Genomic DNA, 15,575 nt, shown 5'->3' on the forward strand with positions numbered 1-15,575 from the left:
CATCGTCCGATCTGTCGGCGAAAACCAGACGTGGCCTTTATAAACCGCTAGAATAAAACCTGATAAGGCCGTCGTTTCCCCCGGAGGAGCTATGAGAATACTGCCTTCCCTGATGTGGCTGCTGAGCTTGCCGTTGCTGGCCCAGGCCGCTACACAACCTATCTCGCCCCAGCAACAGCAATTTGAAAACGGCATCAGCAGCCAGCAGCGGTTGTTGCAGCAGATGCAGCAAAACCAGCAGATGCAGCAGCAACTGTTAAATCAGGAAATCCAGCAGCGCAGCCGTGAACAACAGCAGCAGTTGCAACAGCAACTGGAGCAGAATCGCCAGCGTATTCAGCAATCCGCCCCCGGTAATACCAACCGCAGCTACTGATATCGTTGCGATCACCGAATAGGCGTCAGTGTCCGTCAAAAATCGCCTGACAGGCACTGACATGAGCAGGCCAGCGGCCTGAGTGTGTGTCAGACCCTCACGCCCATCAGCGTCAGGATCAACGGCGTGGTCACCCCCGCCAACGCGGTCGACATCAGCAGGCTGGCGGCAACCGGGCCACCCAATACATTAAACTGCCGGGACATCAGGTAGATATTCACACCCACCGCCATCGACCCCAGCAGCACCACCACACGGGTTTCCATCTCCGGCAGTCCTAATGCCAGCGCCAGCCCCCACACCACCAGCGGTTGTACCACCAGTTTGATAAGGCAGATAGCCATGCTAATTTGCCACCCGTCACGGATGCGGTACTCCGCCAGCCCCATCCCCAGCGCTATCAGCGACAGCGGGACGGCAATTTGCCCTAACATGCCTATCGGCTTGTCCACCACATCCGGCAGCGGCAAGCCTGTCAGACTGTAAAACGTGCCGGATAAAATACCGATGATCAGCGGGTTTTTCAGCACGCCGAGCGCCGTTTTGGTAAACCCCTGCATCGACAACGAACCGTTACGCGCCCACTCCACCGACACCGTCACCAGTGTCCATAAAATCAAGCCATTGAACACTAGCACCAGCGCCACGGACGGAACCGCCTGCGGCCCCAGCATCAGGGTGGCTATCGGCAGGCCAAGCATCACGTTGTTGGAGAAGATACCGCTGAGCGAAAACACCGAGCCGGAAACGCCATCCAGCCGGAATACCCGACTGGCCACCACCCGACCCAGAATGAACACCAGCAGACAACTGCCAAAAAAAGCGATGAGCAACCGGGCATCCACCGACGGTCGTTTGGAAAAGTCGCACATCATGCGAAATAGCATGGCGGGCAGCGCTACGGAAAAAACGAATTTACTCAGCGCATCGGTCACCGTGGACGACCAGTGGCCGAAACGGATCAAGGCATATCCCAGCGCAATCAGCACAAACAGCGGCAGAGAAAGAAAAATCTGGTGCCAAAGAGAAACAATAAACGTGGGCATCGCCCTTCCTTAATAAGGCGTTGTTCCCCAGGCGAAGGCTGATGGCAGGTCACGACGGTAAGGCATGACGCCTTACCGGGGAGCGGGCGACATAGCCCGAGGTCATACAGAAAACGCCTGACGAAACACGCCGATTTATGGGTCGGCGTTATGCGCTGTCAGGACAGACGATACCCGCCGACGTTAATTAAATTGCGGTCCAATCAAATCTATCCGGTCGGTACAGATACAGTCAACGCCCCACTGCAACAGGGTGCGCGCCCGATCGGGCTGATTGACGGTATACACCAGAATACGCAGCCCGGCGTCTTTCAACTCTCTGACGCGTGCTTCATCGAGCAGGCGGTGGTTGAGGTGAATCGAGACGCAGCCTAACCGTGTCGTCAGATTACGCCAGTCATCCTCCCACTCATCCAGCAGCAGACCACGCGGTAACTCCGGCACGGCCTGCTGTGCCGCTGCCAGCGCCTCGACCGAAAACGACGACAGCAGCGGCGCGACAGGGTGGTTGCGCCACAATTCGCGGGCGGCCAGCGCCACCACGCGGCCGGTCTGCTCATCACAGCCGGTGGTCGGTTTGATCTCGATATTGGCCGCCATACCGTACTGTTCGCAGCGTTTCGCCACTTCAGACAGCAACGGCAGGCGTTCACCCTGAAACTGGCTGCTGTACCAGCTACCGGCGTCCAACCCAACCAGTTTGTCCCACGGCAGCTCGCCCGCTACGCCCCAGCCGTTGCTGGTGCGCTCCAGCGTGTCGTCGTGCAACAAGAAGATGTGCCCGTCCTGCGACAGCTTGGCGTCGAACTCGATCATCTTGTGACCATGCTGCGCGCCAACATCAATCGCCGCCAGTGTGTTTTCCGGTGCCAGAGAACCACCGCCACGGTGGGCGACGATAGCAGGATAAAGCCAGTTCGGGGTCATGCTTCCATCCGTAATCCGCTTTGCGAATCAAATATATGCCAGGATACCGTCGGCAGAGTAAGCCACAGGGTTTCACCCACCGCCGGACAATGCTCGTGCGACAGGCGCACCACGATATTCTGCCCCGCCCATTTGCCGTGCGCCAGATTATCCGCACCCAGCAATTCCAGCGTGTCTACCACCAGCGGCACGCCACCGGCCTCGGCGGTGGACTGCACAATGTGCTCCGGGCGCATGCCCAGCGTCACCGAACGCCCTTGCCATTCCGGTTTCGCCACCGGCAACGGCAGCGAAAAATCCGCTGACAACTCGACCCGGCTACCGTCAGCGCTCACCTGCCCGGCCCACAAATTCATCGCAGGCGAGCCGATAAAACTGGCGACGAACAGCGATGCCGGTTTGCGGTAAATCTCTGCCGGTGCGCCGATCTGCTCCGCCACGCCTTTATTCATCACAATCACGCGATGAGCCAGCGTCATCGCCTCCACCTGATCGTGGGTGACATACAGGCTGGTGGTTTTCAATCGTTTGTGCAGTTGTTGCAGCTCAAGACGCATCTGCACACGCAGTTTGGCATCAAGGTTGGACAACGGCTCGTCGAACAGGAACACGGATGGTTCGCGCACAATGGCGCGCCCCATCGCCACGCGCTGGCGCTGGCCGCCAGACAGCTCGCGCGGTTTGCGCTGCAACAACGGCTGCAATTCCAGAATGCGCGCCGCTTCATCCACCCGCTGGCGAATCTGTTCTTTACCAAAGCCGCGAATTTTCAGGCCGTAGGCCATGTTGTCGTACACACTCATGTGCGGATAGAGCGCGTAATTCTGGAACACCATCGCAATACCGCGATCTTTGGGTTCCTTATCCGTCACGCGCTCATCGCCGATATAAATATCGCCGCTGGTGGTCTGTTCCAGACCGGCGACCATACGCAGCAGGGTCGATTTACCGCAGCCAGACGGCCCCACCATCACCACAAATTCGCCGTCCGCCACGTCGAGATCAATCGGTCGAATTACCTGATTTTTGCCGTCGTAGGATTTGGTGACGGCCTGAAGTTTTAAGCATGCCATAGGGTTTTATTTCTCACTATCAACCAGACCGCGAACAAACCAGCGTTGCATCAGCAACACCACCAACAGCGGCGGTAACATCGTCATCAGCATCGCCGCCATCACCTGATGCCAGGGGGTAGCGGTATCGCCGGTGGCGATCATGCTCTGGATACCGGCGACCGCCGTCCCCAAACGAGGGTCATTGATGATCAACAACGGCCACAGATACTGGTTCCAGCCGTAGATAAAGGTGATGACAAACAGCGCCGCCAGATTGGTTTTAGACAACGGCAGCACCATGTCGAAGAAAAAGCGCATGGGGCTGGCACCGTCGATACGCGCCGCCTCCAGCAGTTCGTCCGGCAGTGTCATAAAGAACTGGCGAAACAGAAACGTGGCGGTGGCCGATGCCATCACCGGCAGAGTCAACCCGACATAACTGTTGGTCATATTCAGGTGAGAAATCACCTCTACCGTCGGGAAAATACGCACTTCCACTGGCAACATCAGGGTGGAAAAGATCATCCAGAAGAACAGGTTACGGCACGGGAAACGGAAATAGACAATGGCGTAGGCTGACAGCATCGAGACGCTGATTTTGCCGACGGTGATCGTCAGCGCCATCACAAAGCTGTTAAACAGCATCAGCCCGAACGGCGCGCTGTTGTTGTCGCCCACGCCGTGCTGCCAGATATACACCATGTTTTCCCACAGGTGGCCGCCGGGGAGCAGTGACATCGGCACCTGTGACATTTGTTCCTGACTCATGGTGGCGGCGATAAACGCGACATACAGCGGGAACAGCACCACCACAATGGCGACGACCAGCATGGCGTGGCTGAAGACATCCAGCCCACGACGGTTCTCAATCATCCGGCTTGCGGTCATGGCAGACTGGCTCATTGATAATTCACCTTACGCTCGACAAAGCGGAACTGGATAACCGTCAACACGGTCACCACCAGCATCAGCACCACCGACTGCGCCGCCGAACTGGAGAGATCAAGACCGGCGAACCCTTCGCGGTAAATCTTGTAGATTAACGTGGTGGTCGCCTGTACCGGCCCGCCGCCAGTCGCGGCATCGATAACCGGGAAGGTATCGAAGAAGGCGTAGGTCAGGTTGACCACCAACAGGAAAAAACTCACCGGTGAAATCAGCGGCAGTACCAGATTGAAGAAACGGCGTACCGGCCCGGCACCATCAATCGCTGCCGCTTCAATCAACGAGCGGGGAATGGACTGTAACGCCGCGAGGAAAAACAGAAAGTTGTAGCTGATTTGCTTCCAGACCGATGCCAGCACCACCAGAAACATCGCCTGACCACTGTACTGCGCGTGGTTCCAGTCATAGCCCAACTGGTGCAATAACCAGGTAATCAGCCCCAGACCGGGGTTGAACAAAAACATCCACAGTACGGCCGCCACTGCGGGCGCAACCGCATAAGGCAGAATCAGCAACGTCTGGTATAAGCGGCTAAAACGCAGGGTGTAATCCACCAATGCGGCCAGAAATAGCGACAACACCAGCCCCGAGGCCGCCACCAAGAAGCTGAACAGCAGCGTGGTGTAAAACGAGCCAAGGTAATAGCTGTCGTGGAACAGATTAATGAAGTTCTCCAGCCCGACAAACTGGCTGGACAGGCCGAACGGGTCGACGCTCTGCACCGAATACCAGAGCGCCTGCCCGGCTGGCCAGAGGAAAAAAACCACCGTGATGGCCAGTTGCGGCAGCACCAGCAGGTAAGGCAACAGGCTGCGGCCAAAAACAGGACGGGAAGCACTCATGCACAAGGCTCTCAGAAAACAGAATTCTCAGAAAACAGGGTTCTCAGGAAAAAACAGGGGTGGCCGAATCCCTTCGGCCCGGAATGCGGTTACTTGTTCGCTTGTTCGAAGCGACGCAGCAGCACGTTGCCGCGTTCCACAGCGGCATCCAGCGCCTGCTGCGGGGTTTTCTTACCAGTCCAGACGCTTTCCAGCTCTTCGTCGACGATGGTGCGAATCTGCGGCATGTTGCCCAGACGCAGCCCTTTGGTAAACGGCAGCGGGTCTTTGTTCAGCATCTGACGGGTGGCGATATCCGCACCGGGGTTCTTGTCATAGAAACCCTGCTTTTTGGTCAGCTCGTAAGCGGCGGTGGTGATCGGCAGATAGCCGGTCTTCTGGTGCCACTCAGCGGCGATTTCCGGTGTAGACAGGAACTGCATGAATTCCGCCACGCCTTTGTAGGTCGCCGCGTCTTTGCCGCTCATCACCCACAGGCTGGCACCACCGATAATGGCGTTCTGCGGCGCGCCTTTCACATCGGCGTCATATGGCATCATCGCCACACCGTAGTTAAATTTGGCGTACTGACGAATATTCGCCAGCGAACCGGATGACGCGGTAGTCATCGCGCAATCGCCGTTATAGAACTTCTCGGTCGGCTCGTCTTTACGGCCGTAGTAGGTGAAGTCGCCTTTCTTGTTCATGTCTTCGAGCATTTGAATATGCTTGACCTGAATCGGCTTATTGAACTCCAGCACCGCATCAAGGCCGTCGAAGCCATTGTTTTTGGTGGCAATCGGCAGGCCGTGCCAAGCACTGAAGTTTTCAATCTGAATCCAGCCCTGCCAGCCGCTGGCGTAACCACACTTCATGCCTGCAGCGCGCAGTTTGGCGGTGTAATCAGCCATCTGCTGCCAGGTTTTCGGCGGCTGCTCGGGGTCCAGACCGGCCTTTTTGAAGGCATCTTTGTTGTAATACAGCACCGGCGTGGAGCTGTTAAACGGCTGAGACAGCAGGTGACCAGTTTTGGCATCGGAGTAGTAACCAGAAACGGTCGGCACGAAAATGCTCTCATCAAACGGCACGCCCGCGTCTTTGAATACCTGATAGACCGGCTTGATAGCCTTGCTGGCCATCATGGTCGCCGTACCGACTTCATACACCTGCAGGATAGCCGGGGCGTTACCGCTACGAAACGCGGCGATACCCGCTGCCAGGCTCTGCTCGTAGTTGCCTTTGTACACCGGAACGATTTTGACGTCGCTGTGTGTCTGGTTGAAGCGGTCAGCCAGAGAGTTCACGGTCTTGCCCAGTTCCCCTTCCATTGAATGCCAGAACTGGACTTCGGTGGCGGCCTGCGCCTGTGAGCTGGCGGCTAACGCCATAATGACGACGGCGGCAGTTTTACGGATAGCGTGCTGAAACATGCTGTCTCCTGAGATCATGGTGAGTACTGCTGTAAGTACGGATCGTTTGTCAGTACCGAGCGATTGCGAGTACGGATTCGTTGTTAGCGCCATGAGCGAAAAAGCGCGTTTTATATTCGGCAGGTAACATGACACGCGCAGATGACAGAAAAATAACCCCAATGTGACAACCAAATGACAAATGCATACGATTGCATTGGCGGAAAGGGGACGGGGGAAGGTCGAGAGGTCAGTAACCGAATTTTATTTTTTAATCAGTACGTTGTTGAGAATCATCACCGTAGCCATCAGCCCTGGTCGGCATGATCCCCATCACTGTTGAGCACAACAAACGACACCGTAAAACGTGAGCCGCCGCCAGCACGTCTGTGGCCTGAAAAATAGCAGCGACTCCTCATCACACAGGCCTTTCTCACCCGGCCACCATCACCGTTACCCCCATCTTGCCCAGTGCGTCTCTGGCGGCGACGGGTAGCCCGTTATCAGTAATGACGCTGTCGAATACCGTTATCGGCGTGGCAATCCAGGTGGCGATACGGCCATATTTAGAGGCATCGCTGAGCAGGATGCGTTTACTGCTGGCCTCGATAATTGCCCGTTTCACCGATACCTTGTCTTCGTTAGGGGTAGACAAGCCACGCAGGCTCCATGAGGAAGCAGAAACGAAAGCAATATCAATCATCAGGTTACGCAGAGCCAACGCCGCCCCCTCGCCAACACAGGAGCGATTTTCCCGGCACAGGGTGCCACCAGTGTGGATCATGCGGCACTGGCTGGATTCGATCAGCAACGCGGCAATGGCGAAATCATTGGTCACAATCAGTAAATCATCCCGCTCTGCCAACTGGCGCGCCAGCGACAACGTGGTGGTGCCCGCATCCAGGTAAATACAGCTGTTGTGCGGGATCTGCTGCGCTGCCAGCCGACCAATCGCCTCTTTCTGCTGGCTGAACATCACTGACTTGTCCTGATGAGAAGGCTCCATCGCCAACCGCTCCGGCGAACGTACCCCGCCAGACACGCTGAGCAGCAGTCCATCCTGTTCCAGCTTTTGCACATCCCGCCGCACCGTCATGTGCGATACGCCCAGCATGTCCGTCAGCTCACTGATGCTGACCACACCACGTTCAGTTATCAGTGACAAAATCTTTTGATGGCGTTCTACCGGTATCACTCCCTGCTCCTGTTAATTGCTGTGATAACTATTGTGATTTTACCCTGTGCCGAGCGCGATAATTATCATAAATTCACGTCGCAAACTATGCGCTCGCCGACATCCAGCGCCGATAGGGCATAACATTCCCTCTGTATGCCCACATCATGTCCATCACCCCGGCCGAACTCGTATTTTCCATTGGTGTTAATTTATGTGACATCAGTCACCGCATTACCGCTAACAAGCGCCTACATTTAACACATCACAACAAAATATCACTAAAATTAACAGAGAGCGATCTATGAACCCACAGACCCCCGCACAGTATGCTGTCGCCGTGATCGGCCTCGGCTCCATGGGATTTGGTGCCGCCGTCTCCTGTATCCGCGCCGGATTAACCACCTACGGCGTAGACATCAACCCGCACGCACTAGAGCGGCTGCGTCAGGAAGGCGCAGAACAAGCCGACAGCAGGATCGACCACTTTGCCGCACAGCTCGATGCGGTCGTGTTACTGGTGGTTAACGCCGCACAGGTCAACAGCATTCTGTTTGGCGAGGCCAGGGTCGCCGCAAAGCTAAAACCGGGCACCGCGGTCATGGTGTCTTCCACCATTTCAGCGCAGGACGCCAAACGCATTGCCGAACGACTGGCGGAACACCAATTACTGATGCTGGATGCGCCGGTGTCTGGCGGTGCTATCAAAGCCGCTGCCGGGGAGATGACGGTCATGGCGTCCGGTAGCCACGACGCATTTGAGAAGCTGGAGCCGGTGCTGAATGCCGTCGCGGGCAAGGTATACCGTATCGGAGAAGAGATTGGCCTTGGCGCGACAGTAAAAATCATCCACCAGTTGTTGGCGGGCGTACATATCGCCGCCGGTGCCGAAGCGATGGCGTTGGCCGCCCGCGCCGGTATCCCGCTGTCAGTGATGTATGACGTGGTGACCCACGCCGCGGGTAATTCCTGGATGTTCGAAAACCGCATGAAACACGTGGTAGAGGGTGACTACACGCCAAAATCTGCCGTCGATATCTTCGTCAAGGATCTGGGCCTGGTCACCGACACGGCCAAATCGTTGCACTTCCCGCTACCGCTGGCTTCCACCGCGTTCAACATGTTTACCGCCGCCAGCAACGCCGGTTTCGGCAAAGAAGATGACAGCGCGGTGATCAAGATTTTCAGTGGTATCGAACTGCCACAACAAGGATCGTCACAACAACGGGAGGACGCATGATTACCCTGGGCGTCATCGCAGATGATTTTACCGGTGCCACCGACATCGCCAGCTTTCTGGTGCAAAACGGCCTGTCGACGGTACAACTCAACGGTGTACCGTCGGCGGATTATCAGGTGCAGGCGCAGGCGGTGGTCATCAGCCTCAAGTCGCGATCCTGTCCGGTGCAGCAAGCCATCGACGATTCACTGAGCGCACTGTCGTGGTTACAGGCACAGCATTGTCAGCAGTTTTACTTCAAGTACTGCTCCACCTTCGACAGCACGGCAAACGGTAATATCGGCCCGGTAACCGACGCGCTACTGGACGCGCTGGGCGAGTCAATGACAGTGATTTCCCCGGCGCTGCCAGTCAATGGTCGCACCGTGTATCAGGGGCACCTGTTTGTGATGGATCAGTTGTTATCCGACTCCGGTATGCGCCATCACCCGGTGACACCCATGACCGACAGCAGCCTGCTACGACTGATGGAACGTCAGGCGCGCGGACGTTGTGGGCTGGTGCCTTATCGTGTGATGGAGCAAGGTAGCACCGCGGTGCAACAGCAACTGACGCAACTGCGTGAACAAGGCTGCCGCTACGCGGTGTTAGACACCCTAAACGAGCAGCATTTGCTGACGCAGGGCGAGGCGCTGCGAACGATGAAGTTGGTCACCGGTGGTTCCGGGCTGGCGATAGGACTGGCGCGCGTTTGGGCTGGTGCCGACTCACGCCCGGCGACGAAGGCGGGCGAGCCGCAACCCGGCCCGGCGGTGGTGCTTTCCGGTTCCTGCTCGGTGATGACCAACCAACAGGTGGCGTGCTATCGCCAGCAGGCGGCCAGTCAGGCGGTGGATGTCGCGCGCTGCCTGGCAAGCGAAGCCGGGTTGCAACGTTACGCCCGTGAACTCGCCGATTGGGCGATCGCCCATCGGAATGACACGCTGGCACCCCTGCTGTTCGCTACCGCTGAACCGCAGGCGCTGAGTGCTATTCAACACCAGTATGGTGCCGCCGCCAGCAGTCGCGCGGTAGAAACCCTGTTCGCCAGCGTGGCGGCACACTTGCAGGCTGCGGGTTTCCGCCGCTTTATCATCGCGGGTGGCGAAACCTCCAGCATCGTCGTACAAACGCTTGGTATTCGCGCCTTCCACATCGGCCCCACGATTTCACCCGGCGTACCGTGGGTCACCTCGGTGGATCACCCACTGTCGCTGGCACTCAAGTCTGGCAACTTTGGCGATGAAAACTTTTTTGCCCGCGCCCAGCATCCCTCGTCACCCTCAACGCGTTACTAATAGGAACTGAGTGCATGAGCGAACATATCACCTTAAGTGAACATATTACCTTAAGCGAACAACGGGCCCGCGAAGAGATGGTGCGGCTGGGTGCGTCGTTCTTTCAGCGCGGCTATGCCACCGGCTCGGCCGGTAATCTGTCGCTGCTGCTGGAAGACGGCAACCTGCTCGCCACCCCCACCGGCTCGTGTCTGGGGGAATTACAGGCTGAGCGCTTATCCAAAGTCAGCCTGAACGGCGAATGGTTATCTGGTGACAAACCGTCTAAAGAGGTGAGCTTTCACCGGGCACTGTATCTGAATAATCCCGACTGCCGCGCCGTGGTCCACTTGCACAGTGCTTACCTCACCGCGTTATCTTGTCTGGAAGGACTGAATACGCAGGATGTGATCCGACCGTTTACACCCTATGTCGTGATGCGGGTAGGCCCTGTGCCGCTGGTGCCCTATTACCGCCCTGGCGATGCCCGGCTGGGGGAAAACCTCGCCCGCCTGGCGCCGCATTACCGGGCATTTCTGCTGGCCAACCACGGGCCAGTTGTGACCGGCAAAGACCTGCGGGCCGCCGCAGACAATATGGAAGAGCTGGAAGAAACCGCCAGACTGATTTTTATTCTTGGTGACCGACGCATCCGTTATCTGACGGATGAAGAAATTGCCGAATTACGGAGTTAATCATGCCGAAATTTGCCGCCAATCTTTCTACGCTATTTACCGAACTGCCTTTTCTGGACCGTTTTCAGGCCGCTGCGCAGGCCGGGTTCAAGGCCGTTGAATTTCTGTTTCCCTATGACTATCCCGCCGACCTGCTGGCGGAGAAATTAAAGCAGCATGGACTGCAACAGATATTATTTAATACCGCGCCAGGCAACGTCGCCGCCGGAGAATGGGGCGTTACCGCACTGCCTGAGCGGGTAGATGACGCCCGTCGTGATATTCAGCTCGCGCTGGAATACGCCATCGCACTGCAGTGTCCGTCGGTACATATTATGGCAAGCGTGATACCCGAACATGCCGATATTCAGCGCTGCCAACAAACCTACATCGACAATATTCGCTACGCCGCGGATCTGTTTGCGCCCTACGGCATCACCGTGATGTTGGAAGCGTTAAATCCTGGCCTCAAACCACGCTATCTCCTCGCCAGCCAATATCAGACGCTGGAGATGGTCAACCGGATAGACCGCCGTAACGTGATGGTGCAGGTCGATCTGTATCACGCACAAATTGTCGACGGTAACCTGACGCATATTTTGCACGAAATGAAAGGGCGCTATGGTCATATTCAAATTGCGGCGGTACCGGGTCGCCATGAACCTGATGAAGGGGAAATAAACTATCCATTTATTTTCGATGAATTAGACAAAATAGGTTATTCCGGCTGGATTGGGTGTGAATATAACCCACGTGGCAATACCGAAGCCGGGTTGGCCTGGATAAAACCTTATCTATTGTCATAGTCGAATGAAATAACCGAATTCATTATCACCGTGGCCTCGCCACCAGGGATAAATTTTTAAATACGCTTCCTGAAGAATGAATGGCGGCATAGGGATTTCTATTCCGCATTTTTTACGAAAAATGACGCAGATATATTGCCGCCAGACATTCATGGGACACCCTTATTTATAACGCATAACGATATTAATAACCGCTTTCCCCCATTGCGAGGATAACCTATGTCTACCGCGCTGTTGCTTACCATCGCCATCGCTGGCGTCCTGATTCTGCTGCTGATGGTCATCAAGGCCAAAGTTCATCCTTTTGTCGCGCTGCTGGTTGTCAGTTTCATGGTGGCGCTCGCTACCGGTATTCCGGTAGATAACATCATGAAAGCCATCACCGGCGGCATGGGCGGTTTACTGGGTTCCATCACTATTATCATTGGTCTTGGCGCGATGCTGGGCGGCATGATCGAAGCCTCCAACGGCGCAGAATCGCTGGCACAGCGCTTTACCCGCAGCCTTGGCCCCAAGCACACCGTGGCTGCGCTGACCATGGCCGCGTTTATTCTGGGTATCCCGGTGTTTTTTGAGGTCGGGTTTATCATCGTGGTCCCCATTATTTACGGGTTCAGTAAAGTCGCCCATGCTTCGCCGCTAAAATTCGGCCTGCCGATGGCTGGAGTGATGCTGGCAGTACATGTCGCGCTACCGACCCACCCGGGCGCGGCGGCAGCAGGAGCCATGCTGGGTGCCGACATTGGCTGGCTGATGATGGTCGGTATCGCCATCGCCATTCCGGCCAGTATTGTCGGCTACTTTACCGCTCGTAGCATGAACCGCCGCCACTATGCCTTGTCTATCGAGGTGCTGGAACAGATGCAGTTGTCCAAACCAGAATCCAGCACATTACCGGAATCCAGCACAGCGCCCGGTCATCAAGCCGTTCCCGGCGCTGGCCTGATAGCCAGCCTGATCGTTATCCCTATCGGCATTATTCTGCTGGGTACGATTGCGGCTACCACCCTGCCTGCCGACAACCTGCTGCGTAAAGCGATGGTACTGGCGGGCACACCGGCGGTTGCCCTGCTGATTGCCCTGGCGCTGGCGACCTATTTTCTGGCACTGCGTCGCGGCTGGTCGAAAGACAAAATCAGTGAGGTGATGAGCGCCGCCATTCCTACCTCCGCCGCGGTGATCATGGTCGCTGGCGCGGGCGGTGCCTTTGGTAAGGTACTGGTGGAATCCGGCGTCGGCAAAGCGCTGGCCGAGTCCCTGACCGCCATTCATCTGCCCATCATTCCCGCCGCCTTTATCATCTCGTTGGCGCTGCGTGCCTCGCAAGGCTCCGCCACCGTCGCTATCATCACCACCAGTGGCTTACTGAGTCAGGCGGTCAGTGGCATGAGTCACATGCAGTTGGTGCTGGTCACGCTGTCCGCCTGTTTTGGTGGGCTGGGCTTGTCCCACGTCAATGACGCCGGTTTTTGGGTGGTCACCCGCTATCTGGGGCTGTCGGTCGCCGACGGTCTGAAAACCTGGACGGTACTGACCACCGTTATGGGTTTGGTGGGTTTCATGATTATTCAGATAGTGTGGTTTATTATTTGACCGACATCATTTCTTACTTGCGCGTTCCCCCCTTTCTTTAACGTAAAACTGTAAAAATACGAGCAGAATTGCAAAAACGCCATCTGAACTTATCAGGTGGCGTTTTATTTGACCTTGCGCACTTTACATTCGACAAATCAAATTATATTCCTTACTCTTATTAACCAGCACATCCATGATTAATTTTATTTAAGGCTATTCTTTTAAGTTGATCATTGATTTCAACGATTCGTGTTACTGGCTCTTATAAAACATCATCTTATCTATTCATAGAATACAGGTAATAAACGGGAGAATTGTCGGCGAGCTCACAGAAATATTCATATGAAATAGAATCAACCCGAATGATACACACTCAGAACTATTTAACCTCCTGGACGAGGTAAAAAATAATACATGGAATACACGACGTTAAGGACATCTATGAACGCGCTAAAAAAAATGAAGCTGGGCACCATGCTAAGTGCTGGATTCGCCCTGGTCATCGTAATCGGCTTGCTGGTCGCGACCTTCGGCCGAACCCAACTGGTGGGACTCGGTGATGACATCGATCACCTCTCCTCTACAACCCTCACCAACATGATGTTGATTCAGGAAGCCAAAACCGGCTTCGATACCAATTCCCGTCTGGTGCGTAATATCGCGCTCAGTAACGACCCCGAACGTATCGCGGCTGAAAAACAGCAGATCGACCGGCAGATAGCGCGTAACACCGAGGTGCTCAAACAACTCTCCGAGCGGCTGGATACACCGGAAACGCGCGACCAGCTCAACCAATTGACGCTGGCGCGTCCCGCTTATCTGCAAGCCTTCAATAAAGCGGTCGCGCTGGGAATGTCCACCCAGCAGGAGCAGCGCACCCAGGCGCGTGACCTGATTCTTAACGACATGCAAACCGCCCAAAACGGCGTATTCAAGGCGCTGGACAACATGCTCGACTTTCAAAAGAAAGTCACCATGAATGTGGTCGAAAGCTCGATGCGTGATGCCCGTTCCGATGGCTCGGTGATGCTGACGCTGGCGCTGGTCGCCGCGGTACTCGGTGCGCTGACCGCCTGGCTTATCACCCGCACGGTAAAAGGCCAGTTGGGCGGCGAACCGGCGTATGCCGCGGCGGTGGCACAGAAAATCTCCGACGGCAATCTGGCTTTTCAGGTTGAACTGCGCACAGGCGATACCCATAGCGTACTGGCCGCCATGAATGAGATGCGCGAGAAACTGGGGCAGATTGTTACCCAGGTTCGCCAGAGCAGTGAATCTATCGCCACCGGCGCCAGCGAAATCGCCGCTGGCAGTACCGACCTGAGCCAGCGTACCGAAGAGCAGGCCGCCAGCCTGCAACAAACCGCCGCCTCGATGGAACAGATGAGCCAGACCATCCGCCAGAATGGCGATACCGTGCGTACGGCGTCCACACTGGCGCAATCCGCCAGCTCAACCGCCGCCAAAGGGGGGGAAGCCGTCAGTAACATCGTTCGCACCATGGAAGAGATCTCCCACAGCTCGCACAAAATTGGCGACATTATTAGCGTCATTGACGGCATTGCTTTCCAGACCAATATTCTGGCCCTCAACGCAGCAGTGGAAGCGGCTCGTGCCGGTGAGCAGGGACGCGGCTTTGCCGTCGTGGCCGGTGAAGTCAGAAACCTGGCGCAGCGCTCCGCTTCTGCCGCCAAAGAGATCAAGGAACTGATTACCGCCAGCGTTGAAAAAGTGGAAGTGGGCTCGGTACTGGTCAGCGAAGCCGGTTCCACCATCGACGAGCTGGTGAAGCAGGCGCGTCACGTCGCGGATTTGATCGGCGAAATCGGTGTGACCACGCATGAGCAGGAATCCGGTATCTCGCAAATTAACGATGCGGTCAACCAGCTCGATCAGGTCACCCAGCAGAACGCCTCTCTAGTGGAAGAGTCAGCCAGTGCGGCCGACAGCCTGAGTGATCAGGCGGCAAAACTGGTGGAACTGATGAGTATCTTCACGATTCAGAATACCTTTAGCCAGCAGCAGCCTCCTTCATTCCAGAAACCGGGAATGTCATCGCATAAGTTAGCGCCGTCCAGACTGGCGTTGGCAAACGACACCGGCAGCAACGGCAACTGGGAACAGTTCTAAACGACCTTTTCTCCTGACACCGCCACGGCAACGTGGCGGGCTATCCTGACTAAAAATACCTGACACCACAATTAATAACGGGGTCTATTATCAGCCGCGGTCGTATAACCACAATAATACGCATTTTTTTGAAAATGATTT

Annotated in this window: 14 protein-coding genes; 7 read left to right on the plus strand and 7 right to left on the minus strand. The window is 56.0% G+C overall.

All coding sequences use genetic code 11. The annotated features are described in order from the left end of the window. The first annotated feature begins 91 nt into the window (after positions 1 to 91). Positions 92 to 376, plus strand: coding sequence for a DUF2756 domain-containing protein (locus tag DZE2538_RS18925; protein WP_019845394.1), 285 nt, complete (start codon positions 92 to 94; stop codon positions 374 to 376). 89 nt (positions 377 to 465) lie between these two features. Here the strand turns inward: DZE2538_RS18925 and DZE2538_RS18930 are convergent, their stop codons facing one another. The 7 genes from DZE2538_RS18930 to ygbI all read right to left on the minus strand — a co-directional run bounded on the left by DZE2538_RS18930 (position 466) and on the right by ygbI (position 7,774). Next, the gene (locus tag DZE2538_RS18930) at positions 466 to 1,422 is read right to left on the minus strand and encodes an AEC family transporter (protein WP_038916994.1); all 957 of its coding nucleotides are present in this window, start codon (positions 1,420 to 1,422) and stop codon (positions 466 to 468) included. A gap of 183 nt (positions 1,423 to 1,605) precedes the next feature. Beyond that, positions 1,606 to 2,349: a glycerophosphodiester phosphodiesterase gene (gene ugpQ, locus DZE2538_RS18935; protein ID WP_012886605.1), complete on the minus strand. Its 744-nt coding sequence runs from the start codon at positions 2,347 to 2,349 to the stop codon at positions 1,606 to 1,608. Beyond that, the gene (locus DZE2538_RS18940) at positions 2,346 to 3,422 is read right to left on the minus strand and encodes a sn-glycerol-3-phosphate import ATP-binding protein UgpC (protein WP_019845392.1); all 1,077 of its coding nucleotides are present in this window, start codon (positions 3,420 to 3,422) and stop codon (positions 2,346 to 2,348) included. The genes ugpQ and DZE2538_RS18940 overlap by 4 nt, the downstream gene beginning before the upstream one ends. A 6-nt stretch (positions 3,423 to 3,428) precedes the next feature. After that, positions 3,429 to 4,277 carry a sn-glycerol-3-phosphate ABC transporter permease UgpE gene (ugpE, locus tag DZE2538_RS18945; protein WP_023641019.1) on the minus strand — a complete coding sequence of 283 codons (849 nt, stop codon included), beginning with the start codon at positions 4,275 to 4,277 and terminating at the stop codon, positions 3,429 to 3,431. A gap of 26 nt (positions 4,278 to 4,303) precedes the next feature. After that, on the minus strand, positions 4,304 to 5,191 hold the full coding sequence (gene ugpA / locus DZE2538_RS18950) for a sn-glycerol-3-phosphate ABC transporter permease UgpA (RefSeq protein ID WP_016942805.1): 888 nt from the start codon (positions 5,189 to 5,191) through the stop codon (positions 4,304 to 4,306). Between the two features lie 89 nt (positions 5,192 to 5,280). Further along, positions 5,281 to 6,600 carry a sn-glycerol-3-phosphate ABC transporter substrate-binding protein UgpB gene (gene ugpB, locus DZE2538_RS18955; RefSeq protein ID WP_038916995.1) on the minus strand — a complete coding sequence of 440 codons (1,320 nt, stop codon included), beginning with the start codon at positions 6,598 to 6,600 and terminating at the stop codon, positions 5,281 to 5,283. Between the two features lie 412 nt (positions 6,601 to 7,012). Further along, positions 7,013 to 7,774 (minus strand): DNA-binding transcriptional repressor YgbI, encoded by a 762-nt coding sequence (gene ygbI, locus DZE2538_RS18960; RefSeq protein WP_019845391.1) that lies wholly within the window; start codon positions 7,772 to 7,774, stop codon positions 7,013 to 7,015. A 283-nt stretch (positions 7,775 to 8,057) separates the two neighbouring features. Between ygbI and ltnD the strand changes: the two genes are divergently transcribed. The 6 genes from ltnD (at position 8,058) to DZE2538_RS18990 (ending at position 15,434) form a co-directional block, all read left to right on the plus strand. Then, on the plus strand, positions 8,058 to 8,993 hold the full coding sequence (ltnD, locus tag DZE2538_RS18965; RefSeq protein ID WP_038916996.1) for an L-threonate dehydrogenase: 936 nt from the start codon (positions 8,058 to 8,060) through the stop codon (positions 8,991 to 8,993). Continuing rightward, entirely contained in the window at positions 8,990 to 10,270 is a 1,281-nt protein-coding gene (gene otnK, locus DZE2538_RS18970) for a 3-oxo-tetronate kinase (protein WP_038916997.1), read from the plus strand. The genes ltnD and otnK overlap by 4 nt, the downstream gene beginning before the upstream one ends. A gap of 14 nt (positions 10,271 to 10,284) precedes the next feature. Then, a complete protein-coding gene (gene otnC / locus DZE2538_RS18975; protein ID WP_038916998.1) occupies positions 10,285 to 10,944 on the plus strand; it encodes a 3-oxo-tetronate 4-phosphate decarboxylase in 660 nt (219 codons plus the stop codon). A 2-nt stretch (positions 10,945 to 10,946) separates the two neighbouring features. After that, positions 10,947 to 11,729 carry a 2-oxo-tetronate isomerase gene (gene otnI, locus DZE2538_RS18980; protein WP_038916999.1) on the plus strand — a complete coding sequence of 261 codons (783 nt, stop codon included), beginning with the start codon at positions 10,947 to 10,949 and terminating at the stop codon, positions 11,727 to 11,729. A gap of 219 nt (positions 11,730 to 11,948) precedes the next feature. Continuing rightward, complete coding sequence (locus tag DZE2538_RS18985) at positions 11,949 to 13,322, plus strand: GntP family transporter (protein WP_019845385.1); 1,374 nt, start codon at positions 11,949 to 11,951, stop codon at positions 13,320 to 13,322. Positions 13,323 to 13,745: 423 nt separating this feature from the next. Continuing rightward, a complete protein-coding gene (locus DZE2538_RS18990) occupies positions 13,746 to 15,434 on the plus strand; it encodes a methyl-accepting chemotaxis protein (protein WP_020628740.1) in 1,689 nt (562 codons plus the stop codon). Positions 15,435 to 15,575 lie beyond the last annotated feature (141 nt).

The organism is Dickeya zeae NCPPB 2538, from assembly GCF_000406165.1.
GTDB classification, from domain to species: Bacteria; Pseudomonadota; Gammaproteobacteria; order Enterobacterales; family Enterobacteriaceae; genus Dickeya; species Dickeya zeae.